We start from the raw sequence: 23,462 nt of genomic DNA on the forward strand, positions 1-23,462 counted from the left end.
TTTGCGTACCCATGTTGCCTTTGCCTTTCGATCATGCTGGCACACATGCCACCACCTCCCTGTTGCATGACAGTGGCACGAGCTGTACGTTAGTGCAATCCACCAGCCACCCTCCTCAGATGTTTCTGGACAGAGATCACAGCATCCTGGCTTTCAATGAGCGGGTTTTTGACTGGGCCGTGCGGACGGATGTCCCCTTGCTGGAGCGGCTGCGCTATCTGTGCATCGTGTCTTCCAATCTCGATGAGTTTTTTGAGGTGCGCGCTGCGCCACACATCACCGCGGCGCAGAAGGGCGAGACCAAGGGGCTTTATTCAACGGCGTCCTTCGAAGCCATGGCCGCCAAGGTGCACAGCCTTGTGGAGCGGCAGTACACGCTGTACAACGATTCCTTGGTGCCGGCGTTTGCCGCACACGGGATTCGCATCGTGGGCTACAGCGAGCGTTCTCCCGCGCAAAAGCGGTGGGTCCACGATTATTTTTTGGACGAAGTTCGGCCTCTGCTGATTCCGGTGGGCTTGGATCCGGCACACCCGTTTCCACAGGTAGCCAATAAATCGCTGAATTTCATCGTCCGGTTGAAAGGTCACGACGCGTTTGGCCGCGAGAACGAGATCGCCATCGTCAAGGTGCCCCGGGCCCTGCCAAGACTCATCCGCATGCCTGACCGCGTTGCTCCCGGGGAAGCGCTTTTCGTGAGCCTTTCCAGCATTGTCCGGGCGCATCTGGAGGATTTGTTCCCGGGGCGCGAGGTCACGGAGTTCTCGCAGTTCCGCGTCACGCGCCATTCAGACCTGGCACTGGACGAGGAGGACGTGCGCAATCTGCGGACCGCACTTCGCCAGGGCTTGCAGCACCGGCACTACGGGCAAGCGGTGCGGCTGGAGGTGTCTTCTGGATGTTCGCAGTTTCTGTCGGATTTTCTGTTGGCGCAATTTGCCTTGCCGGCAGCTGCCCTGTTCCGGGTGCAGGGTCCCGTGAATCTGGTGCGACTGACACAACTCGTGGATCTGGTGGATGCCCCGGACCTCCTGTTTGCGCCCTGGAACTCTGCCTGGCCTCGGCAATTGCAGTCCGGCGTGTCCATTCTGGAGCAACTGCGCAAGCACGATGTGCTGATCCATCAGCCGTTCGAAAGTTTTGATGGGTTACTCGCTTTTCTGCGCGAAGCCGTCAATGACCCGGACGTGCTCGTCATCAAACAGACGATCTACCGAACCGGGGCGGACTCCGAACTCATGGATCTGCTCACCGAGGCGGTGCGTCGCGGCAAGGAGGTCATGGCCGTGGTGGAACTCAAGGCCCGGTTTGATGAAGAGGCCAATATCAACTGGGCCGAGGCCCTGGAGTCCATTGGTGCGCAGGTGGTCTACGGTGTGGTGGGGCTCAAGACGCACGCAAAAATGCTGCTCGTCACGCGCAGGGAAGGGCGAAAACTGCGGCGGTATGGGCACCTTTCCACCGGCAATTACAACGTGCGTACTGCGCGGCTCTATACCGATCTGAGCTACCTCACGGCCGATGAGGAAACCACTGCTGACATGGATGGGGTGTTCAACCATCTGGCGAGCCAGAACCGTCCGCCCAAGCTGCGCAAGCTGATGCTGGCGCCGTTCCATCTGCACCGGCGCATGCTGGAAAAAATCGAACAAGTGGGGCTGGCCGCCAGTAGGGGAGAGGATGCGCGCATCGTCGCCAAGATGAATGCCCTGACGGACGAGGCCCTGATGCGCGCCCTGATTGCGGCCGGCCAGCGCGGGGCACGCATTGACCTCATCGTGCGCGGAGCCTGCATGTTGGCTGCCCAAGTCCCTGGGGTGACCGACAACATCCGTGTGCGCTCGGTCATTGGCCGGTTTCTGGAACACACGCGCGTTTTCTATTTCCGCAGCGGGAATGAGGAAGACCTGTATCTCTCCAGTGCCGACTGGATGAACCGCAACATGATGCGGCGGGTGGAGCTGGCCTGGCCCGTGACCGACCCTCGCCTGCGCCAGCAGATTGTCGATGAATGCCTGGTCGCCTATCTGCATGATGAACGGGATGCCTGGACCCTGAACGCAGATGGCTCCTACGGCAGGGCTCCTCGTCCCCAGGATGGTTTGGGCGCACAGAACGCTCTGATGGTCCGGTATGGTCCGGCCCCATCGGTGGCGCACGTGGATCAGGGGACGGCATGATGGACCTCATTTTGTGGCGCCATGCGGAGGCGGAAGAGCCTGCAGAGGGGGGGGACGATCTGGCGAGAGCTTTGACGTCGCGTGGGGAGAAGCAGGCTGCACGCATGGCCGCCTGGCTGGACCGGCAATTGCCCGAGGGTTTGCGTGTGCTCGCCAGTCCGTCGCGGCGCACGGAGCAGACTGCAAGCGCTCTGGGGCGAAAATTCAAGATGCGCGCTGAGCTGTTACCTGGTGCGATTCCGCAGGATCTGCTGGATCTTGTGCAATGGCCACGCGCCAAGGGCACGGTGCTGGTGGTGGGCCATCAACCCGTGCTGGGCCAGACCATTGCGCAGTTGATGGGGCTCCAGGCTTCGGAGTGCGCCGTGCGCAAGGGGGCTGTCTGGTGGTTGAGACAGCGGCAACGGCTGGACCAGAGCCAGACGTTGCTGATCACGGTCCAGTCTCCCGAGTTTCTTTGATGCCGGTTGCGCCGAGGAGCCTCACCCGGCGCAGAACAGTGGGCTTACTTGCGCGTGGCTTTGGCGGTCGTTTTTGTGGCTGGCACGGGTGTTGCCGGTGCTGCGTCTGCCTTCGGGCGTCCCGTCTTGATGGAAGGTACTGCCTGCACCGCGCTGCGCAGCGCTGCGTCGGACATCGCTGCCAGGACCTTGAGGCCCGCGCGCAGCAGTTCGCTTTTCTTCACAGGCTGGGCGAGAGCGGCTGAGCGCTGCTTCAGGGTTTCGATGACTGCGTATTCGTCTTTGGGAATGGTGAAGCTGTCGCGCACCAGCTTGGGCTTCTTGGCCTTAACGTCCCGGGTGGCTACCGGCGTGGGTGCCTTGGGCTGTTTGGGCGTCACCTGTTTGGCGCTGGGTGCTTTTTTCTTGGGAACCGTGGCGGGCTTTGCCGCCAATTTTTTCGGTGGCTTGGCGGCAGCCGCTGTTTTGGCCGAGGTCTTGGTAGCCGCAGCAGTGGTCTTGACCGACTTTGCCGGAGTTGCTGGCGTGGGGTTCGGTGCGAGGGCTGCTGGCGTAGTGGTGGTGCTGGATGTGGTCATGACAAAGGAATTTTTCGATAAACGGTATAAACAGTTTATATAGTTTATTCCTGATGCTCACGGTAGGTCAACCACCAGTTCCCAAGGTGTCTTTAGCCATGCCTGAATTTCCTCGCGCAGCAGGTGTGCAGATTGTGGAAAGATCGCCGCCCAGCCGGCGCGGGCTCTCAGAATGAAACGCTGGCCTTCTGCTTGCAACGAAAGACCGGCCGTGTCCGGGTCGCGGCGGGCGTGGCACAGTGCCACGGCCAGGCGCATGCTGAGCAGCTGAAGCGCGAAGACGGGGTCTTGCAAGTCCGCTTCCAGTTTGCGCACCTTGCCGCGTTGCCCTTGAACCAGTATCCCGAGGCGGTGAAGTTCGGGGACGGCAAATCCAGCGGCGTCGGTGTTGTCGAGGATGTAAGCGCCGTGGCGGTGGTAGTCGCTGTGGGAGATCAGGCAGCCAATCTCGTGCAGCCGGGCGGCCCAATCGAGTTTTCGCGATGCGCGCTCGCTCCCGAAAGGCATGGCCTGATCAAACAGGGCACACGCAGTGCGTGCGACACGCTCCGCGTGTTCTATATCCACACCAAACCGCTGCATCAGGCCATTTACGGTGGTGGTCCGCAGGTCGGTGCCAGGTTGTTCGCGGTCGAGCAGATCGTAGAGTGCACCTTGGCGCAAGGCACCCTGGGCGACATGCATCTGCTCGATGTCCAGCAGGTCAAACACGGCGCGCAACACACTGATGCCTCCGCCGATGACGGCGCGCCGTTCTTCCTTGAGGCCTTCCAGGCGTATGCGGTCCGCTGACTGGGCGCGCAGCAGTCGCTCGTGCAGCCAATGGAGGCCTTCGCGGGTGATGAGGCCTTGTGGCCCACCCGCAGCCGTCAGCACGTCGCCAACGGCTCCGGCGGTGCCGGAGGATCCATAGGCTATCTCCCAGGCGTCGGGCTGGAAGGTCTCCAGCGCTTCGTCCAACACGGCCTTGGCTGCGATCTCGGCTGCCAGGAAGGCCTGCGCGGTGAACTCGCCGTTGGCAAAGTAGCGCTGCGACCAGGCAACACTGCCCACCCGGTACGAAGCCACGGCGTGGGGTGTGAACTGCTGGCCCAAAATCAATTCGGTGGAACGCCCACCGATGTCCACCACCAAGCGGCGCTCGTCGGATTGCGGAAGCAGGCGGGCTACGCCCTGGTAAATCAGCCGTGCTTCCTCGGGGCCAGAGACGACGTCGATGGGATAGCCCAGCACTTCGCTGCCGCGCAACAGAAACTCTTCCCGGTTGCGTGCTTCGCGCAGCGTCTGTGTGGCCACGGCGCGAACCTGGGCGCGTGGAAACCCGGCCAGCCGCTCGCCAAACCGCGCCAGGCAGGCCCAGCCACGCTCCATGGCGTCGCGTGTCAAATTGCGATCTTCGTCAAGGCCATTGCCCTGGCGCACGGTCTCCTTGAGGTATTCCACCCGCTGGATATGACCGAACTCATAGCGCCCGATTTCGAGGCGAAAACTGTTGGAGCCGAGGTCGACTGCGGCGAGGCGTGTGCCGTTCTGCATGTTTTTCTGGTTGGAGCTTCGTTCGGCATGGTACCGCGACCATCTGGTGTGCCCCCCGCGACGCACGTTGCCACAAGGGCGGTGGGAGGGCGGGCTGTGATCTTTGCCAGTGTCTGCCGCTTGCATGACAAATTCATGACGATGCAAGCCGCATGGGGTAAAGGCGGGTGGTCGTGTGGCAGTTGGCTACGACGAGGGTTTGTGTGTCACTGAATTGTCATCTTGGGGCCCTAGAGTTCATCCTGTTCCTGATAACCCTAGCCAAAAGGTACTGAATAATGAAACGCACATTTCTCAAAACCGTTGCTGTAGCACTCGCCACCATGGCGGTAGGCAGTGCCTTTGCTGCTGACATCACCGGCGCGGGCGCAACCTTTCCGTTTCCCATGTACGCCAAATGGGCCGAAGCCTACAAGAAGGAAACCGGCACAGGGCTGAACTACCAGTCCATCGGTTCGTCCGGCGGTATCCGCCAGATTCGCGCCAAGACCGTGGCCTTTGGTGCCTCTGATGCGCCGGTCTCTGGTGCCGATCTGGAGAAGGACGGCATGGTGCAGTTCCCCGCCATCATTGGTGGCACGGTGCCCGTGGTCAACCTGGAAGGCTTCAAGCCTGGCGAACTGCGCGTCACCGGCCCTGTGCTGGCAGAAATCTTTCTGGGCAAGATCGCCAAGTGGAATGATGCCAAGCTTGCTGCACTGAACGCTGGCAAGACCTTGCCAGACCAGAACATCACCGTGGTCCACCGCGCAGATGGTTCGGGCACCACGTTCAACTGGACCGACTACCTGTCTGCCGTCAGCAAGGAATGGGCAGATTCCGTGGGCAAGGGCGCTGCCGTGAAATGGCCAGCCGCTTCGTCCGTGGGTGGCAAGGGCAATGAAGGCGTGGCCGCCAATGTGACCCGGGTGAAGGGTGCAGTGGGCTACGTGGAATACGCCTACGTCAAGAAGAACAACATGAACTTCCTGCAGCTGCAGAATGCGGACGGCAAGTATGTGAGCCCTGACGACAAGACCTTCGCCGCCGCAGCAGCCAGCGCAGACTGGTTCAGCGTGCCGGGCATGGGCATCTCGATGGTCAATGCCAAGGGTGCCGAAAGCTGGCCCGTCAGCACGGCCTCTTTCATCCTGATGTACAAGGACCCTGCGGACAAAGCCCAATCGGCTGAAGTGCTGAAGTTCTTTGACTGGGCGTTCAAGAACGGCAAGGGTATGGCTGCGGATCTGGACTATGTCCCGCTGCCTGACACCCTGACCGCCGAGATCCGCTCCAAAGTCTGGTCGCAGATCAAGAAATAAGCCAGTCTGCCCCAGAATACCCCCCATTGGCCGGCTGGTCTGGCCGATGGGTGCTGGTTTGTGGGGATCTCCAGAAGCCAGATGGGAGTCAATATGAGCGTGGGAACCACCATGAGTTCGCAATCCGGGTCCGTCAAGAAGACAGACGCCCCCACAGAGTCGATGGTATCGATTGCCAAGCGGCAGCGTCTTCAGGACATCTTTTTCCATCGTCTCACCCAAAGTCTTTCGCTGCTGGTGCTGGTAGCGCTTCTGGGCATCATCGTCTCGCTGTTTGTCTACGCGTGGCCGACGTTTCACAAATTCGGTGCCCAGTTCATCTGGCGCGTGGAATGGGACATCATCAACGAAGAGTTCGGCGCCGCGATTGCCATCGTCGGCACCTTGGCCAGTGCAGGCATTGCGCTGCTGATCGCAGTGCCACTCGCTTTCGGCATCGCCCTTTTCCTGACGGAAACCTGCCCCGTGTGGCTGCGGCGCCCGTTGGGCACGGCAGTGGAGCTGCTTGCGGCGGTGCCTTCGATCATCTACGGCATGTTTGGCCTCTTTGTGTTTGCCCCGCTGTTCGCGGACTACTTCCAGATGCCGGTGCAAAAGCTGTTGGGCTCCATGCCACTGGTCGGGTTTCTGTTTGGCGGCAGCACAAACGGGTTCGGCATCCTGGCGGCTGGCATTGTGCTGGCGTTCATGGTGCTGCCTTTTGTGGCTGCCGTGATGCGCGACGTGTTCGAGATTGTTCCGCCCATCCTGCGCGAGTCCGCCTACGGCCTGGGCTGCACGACCTGGGAGGTGGTGCGCCGCGTCGTGTTGCCCTACACGCAAAAGGGGGTGATCGGCGGGGTGATGCTGGGCCTGGGCCGTGCCCTGGGCGAGACCATGGCGGTGACCTTTGTGATCGGCAATGCCAACCGCATGCCCACGTCGCTGTTCTCCCCGGGGACCTCGATTGCCTCCACGCTCGCCAATGAGTTCGGCGAAGCTGCCGACTTTCACCTTTCCACGTTGTTCGCGCTGGGTTTTCTGCTGTTCGTGATTACCTTCGTTGTGCTTTCGGCGGCCAAGATCATGATGCTGCGCGCCGAAAAGGCCAAGGGCCTTTGACTCCGCCCGCCCTGACCATGAACCTCTTTTGAGACAAGCTCCATGGAATTCAACCAACAACTCTACAAAAAGCGCCAGCGCTCCAATGCCATCGGCCTGACCCTGTCCCTGGGTGCGATGGTGCTGGGCCTGTTCGTGCTGCTCTGGATCCTGAGCGTTCTGCTCTCCAACGGTTTTGCCGCGCTGGACTGGAACATGTTCACCCAGTCGACGCCAGCCCCGGGATCGGAAGGCGGGGGCCTGGCCAACGCCATCGTCGGCAGTCTCATGATGGTGGGTTTTACCGTACTGGTATCCACACCGATTGGTGTTCTGGCCGGCGTGTACCTGGCGGAATATGGCGACCAGAGCAAAACGGCCGAGCTCACCCGCTTTGTGACCGACATCATGTTGTCTGCGCCCTCCATCGTGCTGGGCCTGTTCGTCTATGCCATTGCCGTGGCGACGGTCGGCAACTTCTCGGGTTGGGCCGGTAGCCTGGCGCTGTCGCTCATTGCCGTGCCAGTGGTGGTTCGCACCACGGAGAACATGCTGCGCCTAGTGCCCGGCAGCCTGCGTGAAGCGGCCTTCGCTTTGGGGGCGCCGCGTTGGAAGGTGTCCACCATGGTCACCCTGCGCGCTGCGCGCAGCGGTGTGATGACGGGGCTGCTGCTGGCCGTCGCCCGCATCAGCGGCGAGACGGCGCCTTTGTTGTTCACCGCACTCAACAACCAGTTCTTCAGTACCAACATGAATGCGCCCATGGCCAACCTGCCGGTGGTCATCTTCCAGTTTGCCCTGAGTCCCTATGAAAACTGGGTGCGCCTGGCCTGGGGCGGTGCCTTGCTCATCACGCTGTCCGTGCTCATTCTCAACGTCGTGGCACGGGTGTTCCTGCGCGAGAAAAACCGCGTCTGATCCTGCCCGCCCTCGCATCGCACACACAGACAAGACCGCCTCCATTTTCAGGATTTGACAATGAACGCCACTGCTACCGTCACCCCCAGCAAAAATGCGCTGGAACTGCGCAACCTGAGCTTCTTCTACGGCAAGTTCCAGGGACTGCGCAACGTCAGCCTCAACATTGCCGAGCACAAGGTGACCGCTTTCATCGGTCCCTCGGGCTGTGGCAAGTCCACCCTGCTGCGCACCCTCAACCGCATGTACAGCCTGTACCCGGGTCAGCGTGCCGAGGGCACGATCAACTTCTACGGCCAGGACATCCTGGACGCCAAGCAAGACATCAACCTGCTGCGTGCGCGCATCGGCATGGTGTTCCAGAAGCCCACGCCGTTTCCCATGTCCATCTACGACAACATTGCCTTCGGCGTGAAGCTCTACGAAACGCTGAGCAAAAGCGAGATGGATGACCGCGTGGAATGGGCCCTGTCCAAGGCCGCCCTGTGGACCGAAGTCAAGGACAAGCTCCACCAGAGCGGTCTGTCGCTGTCCGGCGGCCAGCAGCAGCGCCTGTGCATTGCACGCAGTGTGGCGGTGAAGCCCTCGGTGCTTCTGCTCGACGAACCTACCTCGGCGCTGGACCCGCTGTCCACCGCCAAGATTGAAGAGCTGATCGACGAGCTCAAACACGACTACACGATTGCCATCGTGACGCACAACATGCAGCAGGCAGCCCGTTGCAGCGACTACACGGCCTACATGTACCTGGGCGAGATGATCGAGTTCGGCGCCACCGAACAGATCTTCTTCAAGCCCGAGCGCAAGGAAACCGAAGACTACATTACCGGCCGTTTCGGCTAAGGAGACAGCAGATGCCCGATAAACATCTTTCGTCCCAGTTCGACAGCGAACTCAACAGCGTGTCCGCCCGAGTCATGGAGATGGGCGGCCTGGTGGAATCGCAGATTCGGCAGGCTGTGTACGCGCTGTCCCAGTTCAGCCTGGAGGCCGTGGAGACTGTGGCTTCTATGGAAACCCGCATCAACGCGATGGAGGTCGAAATCGACCAGGAGCTGTCGTCCATCATCGCCCGCCGCCAGCCCACCGCGCGCGACCTGCGCCTGTTGCTGGCTTTCTCCAAGGCTACGGCCAACCTCGAGCGCATGGGCGACGAGGCCAACAAGATGGCCCGCATGGTGCGTTCGATCATTGAGGGCGGTGCGCCGCGTTCACTTCCCTCCAGCGATTTGCGCGTGGCCGCCGAGTTGGCCTCCGGCCAGTTGCGCAAGACGCTGGATGCGTTTGCGCGGCTGGACGTCAAGGCGGCTGTGGCCATCCTCAAGGAGGATGACCTGATCGACAAGGAGTTCGATGGCTTCGTGCGCAAACTCATCACGTACATGATGGAAGACCCCCGCACCATCTCGCCCAGCCTGGACCTGTTGTTCCTGGCCAAGGCGATCGAACGCATCGGTGACCATTCCAAGAATGTGGCCGAGCTCATCATCTATCTGGTCAAGGGCAAGGATGTGCGCCACACTGCCCTCGACGAGATCGAGTCGGCTGTCTTGTAGCGAAAGGGCTTTGGCACATTTATGAGAAAGCTCCCACGCGTCCTCATCGTGGAGGACGAACCCGCGATTGCCGAGCTGATTGCTGTCAATCTGCGCCACAACGGATTCCAGCCTTTCTGGGCGGAAGACGGCGACTCGGCCCAGCGCGAGCTGGACGCTGTGCTGCCCGACGTCATCCTGCTCGACTGGATGCTGCCCGGGCAAAGCGGCCTGTCGCTGGCCCGCAAATGGCGGGCCGACAGCCGCACCAAACCGATCCCGATTCTGATGCTCACGGCCCGCGGCGATGAGCCCGACAAGATTGCTGGGCTCGATGCTGGCGCGGACGACTACATCACCAAGCCGTTCTCCACGCAGGAACTGCTGGCCCGCATCCGCGCGGTGCTGCGCCGTCGTGCGCCCGAGCAGGTCAGCGACAGCGTGACCATTGGCGAGCTGGTGCTCGATGCCGGAACGTACCGCGTGACCTTCCAGGGCCAGCCGCTCAAGGTGGGTCCTACGGAGTTCAAGCTGCTGCACTTCCTGATGAAGCATGCCGAGCGTGTGCACAGCCGCTCGCAGCTGCTCGACAAGGTGTGGGGCGACCATGTCTTCATCGAGGAGCGCACGGTGGACGTGCATGTGAAGCGCCTGCGCGAAGCGCTGGGCGCCGCCTCCGTGATGGTGGAAACCGTGCGTGGCGCGGGCTACCGGCTCACGGCACAGCCCCAGGTGCAGTTGCAGGCGTGAGCGCCTGTTCACTTCCCCTGCAATAGGGAGAAGAGGTGCTGAGGGCGCAAGCCTGATGTTGTCGATGGGGCGCACAGGATGCGCCCCTGCTTTTCTGAGAAGGCTTTGCTGACCGCATGCTGTGGCGTATTTCGTATTTCCTGCTCTGGCAGATAGCGGGTGGTGGGCTGGGGTGGTGGCACGGTGGCGGCCCTTGGGGCGCAGCCCTGGGTGCCGCTCTGGCGGCGTGGGCCTGGTTTGTCTGGGACCTGCTGCGCGGTGCGCGCGTGCTGCGCTGGCTGCGCACGGGGGATCTGTCCGAAGTCCCGGCCATGCGCGGTATCTGGGGCGAGGCGGCAGACCGTGCGCGGCGCCTCTTGCGCAGGCAGGAGGCCCAGATCCGCGACAGCCAGGACCGGCTGCAGGAGATCCTGGCCGCGCTGCAGGCCACGCCCAATGGAGTGGTCTTGCTGGATGCGCAAGGCCGCATCGAGTGGTGCAACCAGATGGCGGCCAGCCAGTTCGGCTTTGATGCGCAGCGCGATGTGATGCAGTCGATCGGCAACCTGGTGCGTGACCCCGAGTTCACCGCCTACTTTGCCGCCCAGGACTTCACCCACGATGTGGTGCTGGAGGGGCGTTTCAGCACGCCTTCGCGGCCGGTGCGCATCTCGGTGCATCTGCACCCCTATGGCGATGGGCGCACCCTGCTGCTGTCGCGCGATGTCACGGCGCTGGAGCAGGCCGAGGCCATGCGGCGTGACTTCGTGGCCAATGTGTCCCATGAGATCCGCACGCCCCTGACCGTGTTGACCGGTTTTGTCGAAACCCTGCAGACGCTGCCCTTGAGCGCGGAAGAGCGGTCTCGCTACCTGGGCATGATGGCCCAACAGGCGCTGCGCATGCAAAGCGTGGTGCAAGACCTCTTGACGCTGTCGCGCCTGGAGGGCAGCCCGCCACCCGGCATGGCAGAGTGGACACCTGTGCAGGCACTGATGCAGCGCTGCGAAGAGGAGGGGCGTGCGTTGTCGTCCCTGCTCACGCAGAACCAGCCGCGCCAGCATGTCATGGTTTTTCCGCCGATGAAAGCCTTGCAGGCCGAAGGCGACATTGCGGGTGTGCCCACCGAGCTGCAAAGCGCGTTGTCGAATCTCATCAGCAATGCAGTGCGCTACACACCTGCGGGCGGGGTGATCACGGTGGCGTGGCACCGCATGGAAGATGGCCGCGCAGTTTTCTCGGTGCAAGACACGGGGCCGGGTATCGCCCCCGAGCACCTGCCGCGCCTGACAGAGCGCTTCTATCGCGTGGACCGCAGCCGCTCCCGCGAGACCGGCGGCACAGGCTTGGGGCTGGCCATCGTCAAGCATGTCCTGCAGCGGCATGGTGCCACGCTGGACATTGCCAGCACCCTGGGCAAGGGCTCGGTGTTCACGGTCACCTTTCCGGCGAACCGGCTGCGCGGGTTCTTGCTGCCGGACTGATGGCTGTCCAGAGCATGGCCATGAAAAGCGCCGCGGTCACCCACAAGGCCACGGCACTCGCGGCCCAGAAGGGGGTGGGCGATGGTTCCGTTGCCCAGGGCCCCTGGCCCTGGTAGGCCAGCAGGTAGCCACCCCCCAAGCCAGCCCCCCACAGCAGCACGCAATACACCACCAGCGGCGCCACGGTGATGCGGTAGCAGCGCAACACGAACACGCACAGTGTCTGCAGTGCATCGGCTGCGTGGTACGCCGCGACCCACACCATGACCCCGCCCGTCAGGGCCACCACGCCGGTGTGGGCGGAGTACACACCGCCAATGTGATTTTTTGCTATCAATAAAATAGCTGCTAGCGCAATGCCAATAAGCGCAGAGAGCCTAAAACCTATAAAAACCACATTGCGCGCCCGTGCGGGATCGCCAGCACCCAGCCAATAGCTGACGCGGGCGCTGGTGGCGATGGCCAGCGACAGCGGCACCATGTAGAGCACAGCCGCCACATTGGCCGCGATCTGGTGCGCCGCCGATGCGGTGGTGCCCTGGCGTGCAATGAACAACGCCATCAGTGTGAACGACGTCACCTCGACCATGACGGCAAGCCCCGCCGGGATGCCCAACCGTGCAAACCCCCCGATGGTGGGCCAGTGCGGGGGCTCCATGCGGCGCCAGATGTGCAGGGACCTATATATCTCCCGCGTGCGCAGCAGCCAGATCGCCAGCGCGAGCATGCTGCAGTTGACCACCAGGGTGGCCCAGGCGCATCCCACCACGCCCTGCGCGGGCAGCCCTGCGCCGCCAAAGGTGAACCAGATCGACAGGGGCAGCTTGATCAGCAGCGAGCCCACCTGCAGCCAGGTCACCAGTTGGGGGCGCCCCAGGGCCTGGTTCAAGGTGCTGTAGATGCGAAAGAGGAGGGCAGGCGGCAATGCCAGGGCCAGCACGGCCAGGTAGCTTTCCACCTCGGTGCGCAGGGCCGGCGGCACCTCGGCCCAGCGCAGCAGGGGTCCGGGGGACAGCAGGATGCCCATCCCCACCAGTGAGGCCACGCCGCACAGGTAAAGCGACTGCCGCAGAGACCGGCCCAGGGCATCGGTCTGTCGGGCGCCACGCTGCTCGGCCCATACCGGAAGCAACGCCTGGAGCACGCCAATCAGCGCCACATACACGCTGATGAAGATGGCGCTGCCCACCGACAATGCGGCGAGCGAGGCTTCTCCATGGCGCCCGGCGACGATGGTGTCCGTCACGCCAAACGCCATCACAGCCAGTTGCCCGGCCAGCACCGTGATGGCGTGGCGGGAGATGGTCGAAAGCTCGGACATTACCCCGGCATCATTCGGGCATCAGCGTGCAGGCCTCGCACGGTGAAACACCAGGAGGTGGTCGTTCTTGTCAGTGGGGCGTGGAATGGTGGCCCGGGCTTCCCAGCGCGCCACATTCACCATGCGCTCGGACGGAGGCCAGGAAGCGATGTCCGCCACCAGCCAGTCGCACTCGTCCTGCAGGCCTGCCCGTTGCAGCGAAAGGCCGCCGTGGTACTGCAGTGCCGCCACCTGGGCGCGGTTTAGTCCCACGGTCTGCACGCAGCCCGGGGACGGGCCCAATGTGGCCATCACGCTGCGAACCTGGGGGCGGTAGCTGCGGGCGTAGTCCAGCAGCGGGAGCCACAGGGTCATGAGCAGCAGCCAGCCCAGCGCCGCGCCGCTGGCGGGCAGCACCAGGCTCTTCCAGATGGGGGCCCGGTTGCGCGAGGCGCGCCACCACACCAGGCTGCACCAGCCCACGGTGGCCGCCAGGGCCACGATGAGGGCCAGCGCCGAAAACTGCGGCACAAAACCGGGGGCCAGCTTGGCCACATTGGCCGCAGGCTTGGCGGGAACGCCCGTCTGCATGGCAATCCAGATCACCCAGATCGCCAGTGCAGAAATGGTGAAGAACAGCAGTGTGAACCAATCGATCAGAGCCCCCACGCTACGTCGCAACGTCGGCAAGGCGAACGCGGCCAGTGCGGCCAGGGCCGGCAGGCCGAGCAGCAAGGCCCTGTCTGCGGGCTGGGTGGTGAAGGTGGCAGCGATGGAAACCGCCGAGAACCACAGCGGAAGCAGCAGGTGCCGGTGCCCCTGGCGGCTGATGATCTGCTTGCGCCATCGCCACAGGGTCCACAGTGCGAGGGGCCAGGCGGGCCATCCAAACCATAGCAGCAGCCGCGCCAGGCTCTGCCATTCCTTGCCGCCAGAGCCGGAACCCACGATCCGCCAGCGCCAGAGATCCAGCCCCCAGGCGATCCATGCCGCCACCAGCGTGATCGCCGCCAGGGTGAGCGCCCAGCGCAGACGGCGGTCTGTCGGGCTGCCGGGCGCATACACCACCACCGCCATGCTGCCCAACCCCAGCAATGCCGCAAGCGCGGGAGCGCCCGCCAGCGTGAGCCCGACCAGGCCCGCGACCAGCGCCACGGCAGGGGCCATGGTGCGGTGTGGCATGGCTGCAACCGCAAAGAAGATCAGCGCCGTACAACTGAGCTGCACCAGATAACTGGTGACTTCATGCGAGAGCTGCGCGAGACCCAGGCAGGCAATCAGTGCCAGCAGCCCGCCATCGGCAATCGCGCGGGCGTAGTCGGGTGGGTTGGCTTCGCCGCCAAAGGCGAAAGCCACAGGCTGCGCTCCCGGACTGCGGGCGAGGTAGTAGACGGCGTACCACGTGGCAATGAGGGTGATGACCAGCAGGAAGGCGAAGGGGAGTCGAACCGCCATTTCGGCAGAAACCCACTGTGGCGCCAGCTGGATGGCCCATGCACCCAGCCAGTACGGCAGCAGTCCTTCGGTCTCCGGGGGCATGCCGCCCAGCAGGGGGCTCAGCCAGGGCGTACGCCCGTGGGCCAGTTCCAGCATGTAGCCAAACGCCGTGACATCCGCACTTTTCCACGGATCGCGCCCGATGAAGCCTGGCACGACGTAGGCAATACAAAGCAGGACCAGTGCCCAGCGTGGCAGGGGGCTGACAGCGTTCTGGGTAACGATGGCGGGGGTTGGTGGATTCACGCGTCAGAGGGCGGCAAAAGCGGAGCCACCGAGAATAAGGGCAAAACCAAAGAAAAAGGCAGCCCGGTTGCCCGGGCTGCCTTTTTGGCGGGAACGCAAGGACGAATTACTTCGCTGCGGTCTTGCCGAAACGGTTGCGGAAGCGCTCCACGCGGCCACCCATGTTGTCCACCGACTTTTGCGTACCGGTGTAGAAGGGGTGCGACTCCGAGGAGGTGTCCAGCTTGAACAGCGGATATTCCTTGCCTTCGAAGGTTTCCATTTCCTTGGTGTTCACGCACGAACGGGTCACGAACTTGAAACCGTTGGACAGGTCCGAGAACAGGACTTCGCGGTAGTTGGGGTGAATGCCTTCTTTCATGATCAATCCTTGTCAAGTGCGGGAGCCGTGCTGAACCCGGTGCAACCTTTGCGCCGTGGAACATCCAGCGTACTTTCCGCAGAAAAAGCCCTCTATTATGGCACAGGGCAAATATGTGTTCTGTTCAACGTCGCTGCGCACCCGTCACAGCGGCAAAAACCGGCGCGGCCCAAGCCCAGTGCCACCAGTGGAACTGGCTCCGCCAGGCCACAGGTGCCGTCCCCCTGGGTGGAAGGCGCCGAAGGCGACTCAAGGGGGGGCTTACCCACCCCTTCGCATCATGTCGAAGAAGTCCACATTGGTCTTGGTGGCCTTCATGTTCTTGATCATGAGCTCCATCGACTCGATCTCGTCCATGTTGTACATGAACTGGCGCAGGATGCGTGTCTTTTGCAGGATCTCGGGCGCCAGCAGCAGCTCTTCGCGGCGCGTGCCGCTCTTGTTGAGCTCAATGGCGGGGAACACGCGCTTCTCGTACAGGCGGCGGTTCAGGTGGATTTCGCAGTTGCCGGTGCCCTTGAATTCCTCAAAGATCACTTCGTCCATGCGGCTGCCGGTGTCGACCAATGCGGTGGCGATGATGGTGAGCGAGCCACCTTCCTCGACCTTGCGCGCGGCGCCGAAGAAGCGCTTGGGGCGCTGCAGCGCGGCGGCGTCCACACCACCGGACAGCACCTTGCCGGACGAGGGCACGACGTTGTTGTACGCGCGGGCCAGGCGGGTGATGGAGTCGAGCAGGATCACCACGTCCTTCTTGAGCTCGACCAGGCGCTTGGCGCGCTCGATCACCATCTCGGCCACGTGCACGTGGCGGGCGGCGGGCTCGTCGAAGGTGGAGGCGATGATCTCGCCCTTCACCGTGCGCTGCATTTCGGTCACTTCTTCAGGGCGCTCGTCCACCAGCAGCACCATCAGGTGCACGTCGGGGTTGTTGGCCGTGATGGCGTGGGCGATGTGCTGCATCATCACCGTCTTGCCGCTCTTGGGCGGGGCGACGATCAGCGCGCGCTGGCCGCGGCCGATGGGCGCAATGATGTCGATGATGCGGCCGGTGATGTTCTCTTCGCTCTTGACGTCGCGCTCCAGGCGCATCTGCTCCTTGGGGAACAGGGGCGTCAGGTTTTCGAACATCACCTTGTGCTTGTTCTGCTCCGGCGGGCCGCCGTTGACGGAGTCGAGTTTGTTCAGTGCGAAGTAACGTTCACCGTCTTTGGGTGTGCGGACTTCACCTTCGATCATGTCGCCGGTGTGCAGATTGAAACGGCGCACCTGGCTGGGACTGATGTAGATATCGTCCGTGCTGGCGGTAAAGCTCGTGTCCGGGCTGCGCAGGAAGCCGAAGCCGTCGGGCAGGATCTCCAGCACGCCGTCGGCAATGATCTGTTCCCCGGTCTTGGCGCGCTTCTTGATGATCGCAAACATCAGCTCCTGCTTGCGCATGCGGCCGGTATTTTCGATTTCGAGTTCTTCGGCTTGCTTCAGGACTTCAGACACGTGCAGTGCCTTGAGTTCGTTTAAGTGCATGGAATGACTCCTTGGCGGAGCTGGTATGAATCTTGGGGGAGGAGGGCTGGTGCCAGATGGGCTGCTGTTTGCAGGTCTGGCTCGCCGGGGATCTCGGTCCGGCTGCCAATGCGTGCAGGCCGGTGATCTGAAGGAATTATGACAGGAAATAAAGCGGGCGATTCACGGGGTCCGAATTCGGTCTGTGTCTGGCGCTGCAATCTGTGTCGTGAAAACAAACAACCCCGCGTGCATGGGCGGGCGCGGGGTTGTGGGTGTGGATCAGGCCAGTTGCTGATCGATGAAGGCGGTCAGTTGCGCCTTGCTCATGGCGCCGACCTTGGTGGCGGCCAACTGGCCATCCTTGAACAGCATCAGCGTGGGGATGCCGCGAATGCCGAACTTGGCGGGGATCTCGCGGTTTTCGTCCACGTTCATCTTGGCAATCTGCAGCTTACCCTGGTAGGTGCCTGCCACTTCGTCCAGGATGGGGGCGATCATTTTGCAGGGGCCGCACCATTCGGCCCAGTAGTCCACCAGCACGGCGGAGCCGGGCTGGAGCACGTCGGCTTCAAAGCTGGCGTCAGAGACATGTTTGATGAGTTCGCTGGCCATGGCGGATTCCTTGATTTTGAGCGGGTTGTGACCGGTGTACGTTTAAAGTCAGGGCATTGTGACAGAAACCAATCCCACGTTCACCGGTGTGGCCGGGCCTTGCGACGCTATGACTGTCATAGCGAAAAGTGATCAATGCGCCGCAGTGTGGCAACGTGTGCTGGCCCAGGTAGAGGCGCATATGCGGGGGCTGCGGGCCCACCCGGCGCGCACCGTGGTGCTGGTTCCCTATGCGCAGCTCATGCCCTGGGTGCAGCGCTATTGGGCCTTGCACCATGCAGACGGATTTGCCCCCCGTTTCGAAACCACACGCAACTGGGCCCGACAGCTGGCGGCCTTTGTGCCGCAGGGCGATGACCTCGCTGGAGACGTGGCACGCGACACCCTCACTGCGCGCGCCTTGCTTGATCGCGCCGGCTTGGCCGCGCAACGCGATGTGCTGGCGGTGCCTCTGCAAGAGGCTGCTGCCCAATTGGCGGTGGCTGTGGCGGCCATCGCCCCGGTGCAGCGTGAAGCCTGGGGCATTCAGGCGCGCAGCCTGATGCCTGAGCCCGACGAAGGCTCCACCCTGCGGTTTGAGGCCGTGGTGGCCCGCATCGCGCTGGAATGGGTGCTGGCCTCGCGCCATGCCACCGACGTGTTGTTCGAGCCCGGCGTGCGCCAGTCGGTGGACGCTTTGGCGGTGCTGCAAGGCTTTCAAGTCGAGCCCCTGGCGCAGGCCCTGCAGGTCCATTGGGGCGACAAGGCCGCGGCCCTGGTCTTACCGCCTGGGGCGACAGACGCCCATGCCGCAGGCCACATTGCGCTGCACGCCGCGCAGGATGCCGAGGATGAAGCCCAGCGTGCCGCCGCCTGTGTGCTGGCGCATGTGGTGGCCGGCCGCACCCCGGTGGCGCTGGCGGCCAATGACCGCGCCCTCACGCGCCGCATTGGCGCGCATCTGGCCAGTTGCGGTGTAGCGGTGCGCGATGAAAACGGCTGGACGTTGTCCACCACCCGGGCTGCGGCGCAACTCATGGCCGCGCTCAAGGCCTCGGCCTGGAATGCCTCGGCCGATGAGGTGCTCGACTGGCTCAAACATGCGCCGGTTTTTGACCCCTCGATACTCAATGGTCTGGAGCGCGCATTGCGCAAGGCTTCGGTCGCCACCTGGTCCGGCGCTGCCGGGCGCGACTGGTCGGACAAGCTCGCCCTGGCGGCCTGTGTGGCCCAGGTACAGGGCTGGCGCGAAGCCCTGCGCGCGCCGCGCCCGCTGGCGCAGTGGCTGCAGGCCTTGCGTGAATTGTTGGTGGGCAGCGGCCAGTGGGCCGCGCTGGAAGACGACCCCGCAGGCGCCCGCGTGCTGATGGCGCTGCGTCTGCAGGCAGGCCAGGAGGCCGAGCTGGAGGACTGGGATGGCGCAGGCCGCCGCATGTCTCTGCCCGAATTCACCCGCTGGACCAACGAAGTGCTGGAGGCCGCGCGCTACGTGCCTCCCCAGCCTGGTGATGCTCCCGTGATCGTTCTGCCCATGCCCCAGCTGCTGGCCCGGCCGTTTGCCGCCTTGGTGCTGCCCGGCTGCGATGAAAAACGCCTGCAGCCCTCGCCCGAACCCGTGGGTGACTGGACCCAGGCGCAGCGCCTGGCCTGGGGCCTGCCCACGCGCGAATCGCTGGAGGTGGCACAGCGCGCCGCCTGGCAACACGCGCTGCAGACACCGGTGGTAGATGTGCTGTGGCGCACGGGCGACGAAGGCGGCGAGCCCTTGCTGGCCAGCGCGCTGGTGTTGGCGTTGCACCTGGATGGCGCGGCCACCCAGGGCGCGGACGACCGCAGCCAGCGCACCGTGGCGGCCAACCCCACGGCGCGTCCCTTGCCCGATGGGAGCGCGCTGCCGGTGGTACGCCTGTCGTCCACCGCGTATTCCGACCTGCGGCACTGCCCCTACCGCTTTTTTGCGCTGCGCCAGCTGGGCCTGCAAGAGGCCGACGAACTGGCGGCTGAAGTGGACAAACGCGACTTCGGCAACTGGCTTCACGCGGTGCTCCAGCATTTTCATGAAGAGCTGCTGGCCGACCCGACCGACGACGCTGCCACGAGGGTGGCCCGCATGGACAGTGCCGCGCAGGCCGTCACGCTGCAGCAAGGCCTGGGGGAGGGCGACTTTCTACCGTTTGCCGCAGGCTGGCCGCAGGTGCGCGATGGCTATCTGCGCTGGCTTGTGCAGCATGAGCAGGCTGGGGGGCACTTCCGGCAGGCCGAGGTGCAGACCACCCAACCGCTGGGCGCCCTGCAGCTGGTGGGCACCATCGACCGCATCGACGCCGTCTCGTCCACGGGCGAGCCCACGCCACTGGTCATCGACTACAAGACCGAAAACGACACCGTCACACGCAAGCGCATTGGCGCGGGCGCCGAAGACACCCAGCTCGCGTTCTATGCCGCCTTGCTGAGCCACGACACGCTGCGCGCTGCCTATGTGAACGTGGGCGAGCGGGGCGAGACGCAGATGCACGAACAGGAAGAGGTTGTGCACCTGCGCGACCTGCTCGTGGAAGGCATTCAGCACGACTTCGAACGCATCGCTGCGGGCGACCCCATGCCCGCGCTGGGTGAGGGCATGGTCTGCGACTACTGCGTTGCGCGCGGCCTGTGTCGCAAGGATTTCTGGGAATGAACGCTGCCTACGAACACAACGGCCACCCCGTTTCCCGCGAGGCGTTTTACGCCATTGCCTGCGACCCCGCGCGCAGCGTGGCGGTGGAGGCCTGCGCGGGCGCGGGCAAGACCTGGATGCTGGTCTCGCGCATGCTGAGGGCCTTGCTCGACGGCGCCGCGCCGCACGAGATACTGGCCATCACCTTCACCAAGAAGGCGGCCGGTGAAATGCGCCAGCGCCTGCAGGAATGGCTGGAGGCGTTTGCCGAGGCACCGCTGGATGACCTGACCCGGGAGCTGGTTGCAAGAGGAATCAGCCCCCAGCGCGCACTGGACAAGCGCGAGGCGCTACAAAATCTATACCGCCAGATGCTGGCCAGTGGCCGCCCGGTACAGATCCGCACTTTCCACAGCTGGTTTGCAGCGCTGCTCGGCACGGCCCCGTTGGCGCTGCTGCAGGCACAGGGCTTGCCTGCCAACTTTGAACTGCTCGAAGACGATGCCGAGGCCGTGCGTGAGGTGTGGGGGCCTTTCCTGCACACGGTCGCCACCAGCGCCAGCCTGCGGGCCGACTACGAGGCGGTAGTCGCTCGCCATGGCCGCTCGCAAACCCACAAGGCGCTGGCGGCGGCGCTCGCCAAGCGGGTGGAGTTTGACCTGGCCGATGTGGCGGGGGTGGTCGATGCCTCGGTGCCGCCATTCCAGGTGCAGTACCCGGATCTGGCCGCTTTCAACAAGCCCGCCGACGCGCTGCAGGACGACGCTTGTCACCAGCGCTGGCTGGCCCGCGCCAAGGCCCTGGGGGCCGAGGCCAACAAGACGCCACAAAAGGCGGCCGACGCCATCATCGATGCGCTGGCCTGCGGCGACCTGAACCTGCGCCTGGACGTGTTGCGCAAGGCCATGTTCGTGGCCAAGGAAGACCGGTTGTCGAAGAATCTCGAAAAGTTCGCCGCCGCGCAGGAGGCCGAGCCCGAGCTGCAGCGCCTGCTCACCGCGCGCCGCCAACACGACGCCTGGCAACACCAGCAGCGCATGGCCCGGCTGGCCCGCTGCCTGATCGCGGAATTTGCCGCCGTCAAGCAGCAGCATGGCTGGGTGGACATGAACGATGTGGAGCGCACGGCCCTGGTCATGCTGGCCGACCCGATCCTGTCGGGCTGGGTGCAGGAGCGGCTGGATGCACGCATCCGCCACCTGCTGGTGGATGAGTTCCAGGACACCAACCCGCTGCAGTGGCAGGCGCTGCATGCCTGGTTGTCAGGCTATGCGGGCTCGGGCGGCGGCGCCAGTGGCCAGCAGCCGCCCAGCGTCTTCATCGTGGGCGACCCGAAGCAGAGCATCTACCGCTTTCGCCGCGCCGAGCCGCAGGTGTTCATCGCCGCGCAGGCTTTTGTGCGCGATGGGCTGGGGGGTGACCTGCTCAGCTGCGACCACACCCGCCGCAACGCCACGGGCGTGATCGCCGCCGTGAACCACGTGATGGGCACGGCGCAGGCGCAGCACGAGACCACGGGTTTTCGCGACCACACCACCGAGTCGACCGACCCGGGCACCTTGCTGCGCCTGCCGGCCATCCTGCCCGCTGATGCCGACGATGGCCCCGGCAACGACCCCATGGCCTGGCGCGACAGCCTGACCGAGCCACGCCACGAGGCCGAAGAAACCCAGCGCATGCGCGAATGCACGCAGGCTGCCGCCTGGGTGGCGGCGCAGATTGCTGCGGGTACGCCGCCGAACGAAGTGCTGGTGCTGGCCCGCAAGCGCGACCGGCTTGCGGCGATGCAAGACGCCCTGCGCGCCTTGCATTTGCCTTGTGTGCAGCCCGAAAAGGCCGATCTGTTCGACGCGCCCGAGGTGCAGGACATCGTGGCGCTGCTGGATGCCCTGGTTTCCACCGGGCACGACCTCTCGCTGGCGCGTGCGCTCAAGTCGCCACTGTTTGGCCTGGGCGACGAGGCCTTGGTGGCCTTGGCGAAGCTGCGCCGCCAGCCAGAGCACGCGGGCACTAGCTGGTTCGATTTGCTACAAAAAAGTGAGCTAATTGCGCTTGATAAACAAGCGCTAGCGGCCAATTTGGCCCAATACAAAGCCTGGGTGGACGCCTTACCACCGCACGACGCGCTGCATGCCATCTACCAGCATGGCGACGTGCTGGCCCGCTTTGCCGCTGCCACGCCCGCCGCGCAGCGCATGGCGGTGCTGGCCAACCTGCGCGCGCTGCTGTCGGCCGCGCTGCAGCACGACGGTGGCCGCTACCTCACGCCCTATGCCTTTGTGCGTGCCATGAAGAAGGGCGGCGTGCGTGCGCCCGGCCGGGTGGATGCGCAGGCGGTGCGCCTGCTCACCGTGCACGGCGCCAAGGGGCTGGAGGCGCGCTGCGTGCTGCTGCTCGACACCGACACCCGCCCACAAAAGGCCGAGACCATGGGCGTGCTGGTGGACTGGCCCGGCGAAAAGACCGAACCCGCGGGTTTTGTCTTTCTGGCCAGCGAATCCAGCCCGCCCCCCAGCGCCGAAGCCGCCCTGGCCGCCGAGCAACAGGCCCGTCAGCGCGAAGAGCTCAACATGCTGTACGTGGCCATGACACGCGCCAAACATTGCCTGGCACTGTCGTCCGTGCTGCCCAGCGTGTCAGCGCCCGGCAGCTGGTGGAACCGGCTGGCGCCCTTGGTTGCGGATGCGCAGGGGTTGGACGAGGTCGTTGAAGCCGATGGGGTTGCAGCGAGGACGGGCAGCATGCACGACCAATTCACGCTGGCCGAGTTGCCTGTGCTTCCTGCCGAACTGCGCACTACTCTCCGGGTGGTGGAAGAAGGCACTGATCCGGCCGACCTGGAGGCATCGTTGTCCAGCCCTGCATCGCGCCTGGGCGAGGCCATGCACCAGTTGCTGGAGCAGGCCGGCGTGGCAGGTGTTTCGCTGGTGGAACTGCGCGCCCAGGGCTGGCCGGCGGCACGCGTGGCCCGGCTGGCGCAGGACTTTGACATCACCGTGGGCGCCGCGCGGGTTGCGGCCCAGACGGCACAGCGCATCCTGGCGGGCGAAGGCGCCTGGGCCTGGGATGCCACCGTGGTGGACACCGCCATCAATGAAGCACCCCTGCGCTACCAGGGCCAGAGCCTGCGCATCGACCGCCTGGTGCACTGCCACCAGCCACCCGAGCGTGTGGGCTGGTGGGTGCTGGACTACAAAAGTGCCGCCGAGCCCGAGCGCCAGCCCGCACTGCTGGCGCAGTTGCAGCGCTACCGCAGCGCCGTACGGGGGCAGGCGCCTGGCGAACCCGTGCGCGCGGCTTTCCTCACGGGCGACGGGCGCCTGGTGCTGGTGCCGGAGATATCCCTTGCCGGGCCTGGCGTGCAGCCAGTCACCGAGGCGGCTCTGCGGCATACTCTCGCCCCCGCCGCGCAGGAACCGAAGACCGCATCGCCGCCCCCGCCGCAGAGGTCTGGCGCTGACGATCCGTCTCAGGGTTCCTTGTTCTGACGGTCATTCCGATTG

General features: G+C 64.2%; 18 protein-coding genes. 11 read left to right on the forward strand and 7 right to left on the reverse strand.

The window, feature by feature from the left end; all coding sequences use genetic code 11:
- Positions 1–92: 92 nt before the first annotated feature.
- Both ppk1 and ASE52_RS09840 read left to right on the forward strand, forming a co-directional pair.
- Positions 93–2,180: a polyphosphate kinase 1 gene (gene ppk1 / locus ASE52_RS09835; protein ID WP_277814405.1), complete on the forward strand. Its 2,088-nt coding sequence runs from the start codon at positions 93–95 to the stop codon at positions 2,178–2,180.
- Positions 2,177–2,641, forward strand: a complete 465-nt coding sequence (locus tag ASE52_RS09840; protein WP_029412758.1) for a histidine phosphatase family protein — start codon at positions 2,177–2,179, stop codon at positions 2,639–2,641. Before ppk1 ends, ASE52_RS09840 begins: the two co-directional genes overlap by 4 nt.
- A 44-nt stretch (positions 2,642–2,685) precedes the next feature.
- Here ASE52_RS09840 and ASE52_RS09845 read toward each other — a convergent pair whose 3' ends face one another.
- The gene (locus ASE52_RS09845) at positions 2,686–3,219 is read right to left on the reverse strand and encodes a hypothetical protein (protein WP_057225755.1); all 534 of its coding nucleotides are present in this window, start codon (positions 3,217–3,219) and stop codon (positions 2,686–2,688) included.
- Positions 3,220–3,276: 57 nt separating this feature from the next.
- On the reverse strand, positions 3,277–4,755 hold the full coding sequence (locus ASE52_RS09850) for a Ppx/GppA phosphatase family protein (protein ID WP_057225757.1): 1,479 nt from the start codon (positions 4,753–4,755) through the stop codon (positions 3,277–3,279).
- Positions 4,756–5,033: 278 nt separating this feature from the next.
- On the opposite strand from ASE52_RS09850, the gene pstS reads away from it, so the two are divergent.
- The 7 genes from pstS (at position 5,034) to phoR (ending at position 11,802) form a co-directional block, all read left to right on the forward strand.
- On the forward strand, positions 5,034–6,056 hold the full coding sequence (pstS, locus tag ASE52_RS09855) for a phosphate ABC transporter substrate-binding protein PstS (RefSeq protein WP_057225758.1): 1,023 nt from the start codon (positions 5,034–5,036) through the stop codon (positions 6,054–6,056).
- Positions 6,057–6,167: 111 nt separating this feature from the next.
- The gene (pstC, locus tag ASE52_RS09860; RefSeq protein WP_241776971.1) at positions 6,168–7,157 is read left to right on the forward strand and encodes a phosphate ABC transporter permease subunit PstC; all 990 of its coding nucleotides are present in this window, start codon (positions 6,168–6,170) and stop codon (positions 7,155–7,157) included.
- Between the two features lie 42 nt (positions 7,158–7,199).
- Complete coding sequence (pstA, locus tag ASE52_RS09865; RefSeq protein ID WP_010457896.1) at positions 7,200–8,054, forward strand: phosphate ABC transporter permease PstA; 855 nt, start codon at positions 7,200–7,202, stop codon at positions 8,052–8,054.
- A gap of 60 nt (positions 8,055–8,114) precedes the next feature.
- Complete coding sequence (gene pstB, locus ASE52_RS09870; protein ID WP_010457898.1) at positions 8,115–8,897, forward strand: phosphate ABC transporter ATP-binding protein PstB; 783 nt, start codon at positions 8,115–8,117, stop codon at positions 8,895–8,897.
- A gap of 11 nt (positions 8,898–8,908) precedes the next feature.
- The gene (gene phoU, locus ASE52_RS09875; protein WP_010457902.1) at positions 8,909–9,610 is read left to right on the forward strand and encodes a phosphate signaling complex protein PhoU; all 702 of its coding nucleotides are present in this window, start codon (positions 8,909–8,911) and stop codon (positions 9,608–9,610) included.
- Between the two features lie 21 nt (positions 9,611–9,631).
- Complete coding sequence (gene phoB / locus ASE52_RS09880; RefSeq protein WP_029412769.1) at positions 9,632–10,339, forward strand: phosphate regulon transcriptional regulator PhoB; 708 nt, start codon at positions 9,632–9,634, stop codon at positions 10,337–10,339.
- A gap of 116 nt (positions 10,340–10,455) precedes the next feature.
- The gene (gene phoR, locus ASE52_RS09885; protein ID WP_057225760.1) at positions 10,456–11,802 is read left to right on the forward strand and encodes a phosphate regulon sensor histidine kinase PhoR; all 1,347 of its coding nucleotides are present in this window, start codon (positions 10,456–10,458) and stop codon (positions 11,800–11,802) included.
- Here the strand turns inward: phoR and ASE52_RS09890 are convergent.
- From ASE52_RS09890 to trxA, 5 genes are all read right to left on the reverse strand, one after another.
- The gene (locus ASE52_RS09890; RefSeq protein WP_057225761.1) at positions 11,756–13,123 is read right to left on the reverse strand and encodes an MATE family efflux transporter; all 1,368 of its coding nucleotides are present in this window, start codon (positions 13,121–13,123) and stop codon (positions 11,756–11,758) included. The two genes, phoR and ASE52_RS09890, sit on opposite strands and share 47 nt — an antisense overlap.
- Before the next feature lie 21 nt (positions 13,124–13,144).
- Entirely contained in the window at positions 13,145–14,845 is a 1,701-nt protein-coding gene (locus ASE52_RS09895) for a hypothetical protein (RefSeq protein WP_057225762.1), read from the reverse strand.
- Positions 14,846–14,951: 106 nt separating this feature from the next.
- A complete protein-coding gene (locus ASE52_RS09900) occupies positions 14,952–15,206 on the reverse strand; it encodes a type B 50S ribosomal protein L31 (RefSeq protein WP_008906759.1) in 255 nt (84 codons plus the stop codon).
- Positions 15,207–15,467: 261 nt separating this feature from the next.
- Positions 15,468–16,730, reverse strand: a complete 1,263-nt coding sequence (gene rho / locus ASE52_RS09905; RefSeq protein ID WP_010457918.1) for a transcription termination factor Rho — start codon at positions 16,728–16,730, stop codon at positions 15,468–15,470.
- Positions 16,731–16,991: 261 nt separating this feature from the next.
- Complete coding sequence (trxA, locus tag ASE52_RS09910) at positions 16,992–17,324, reverse strand: thioredoxin TrxA (protein ID WP_008906761.1); 333 nt, start codon at positions 17,322–17,324, stop codon at positions 16,992–16,994.
- A 109-nt stretch (positions 17,325–17,433) separates the two neighbouring features.
- Between trxA and ASE52_RS09915 the strand changes: the two genes are divergently transcribed.
- Together ASE52_RS09915 and ASE52_RS09920 are read left to right on the forward strand one after the other, a co-directional pair.
- The gene (locus tag ASE52_RS09915; RefSeq protein WP_057225763.1) at positions 17,434–19,980 is read left to right on the forward strand and encodes a PD-(D/E)XK nuclease family protein; all 2,547 of its coding nucleotides are present in this window, start codon (positions 17,434–17,436) and stop codon (positions 19,978–19,980) included.
- Positions 19,977–23,447 carry a UvrD-helicase domain-containing protein gene (locus ASE52_RS09920; RefSeq protein ID WP_057225764.1) on the forward strand — a complete coding sequence of 1,157 codons (3,471 nt, stop codon included), beginning with the start codon at positions 19,977–19,979 and terminating at the stop codon, positions 23,445–23,447. Before ASE52_RS09915 ends, ASE52_RS09920 begins: the two co-directional genes overlap by 4 nt.
- Positions 23,448–23,462 lie beyond the last annotated feature (15 nt).

It is taken from the genome of Acidovorax sp. Root275, from assembly GCF_001428965.1.
GTDB lineage: Bacteria > Pseudomonadota > Gammaproteobacteria > Burkholderiales > Burkholderiaceae_C > Acidovorax > Acidovorax radicis.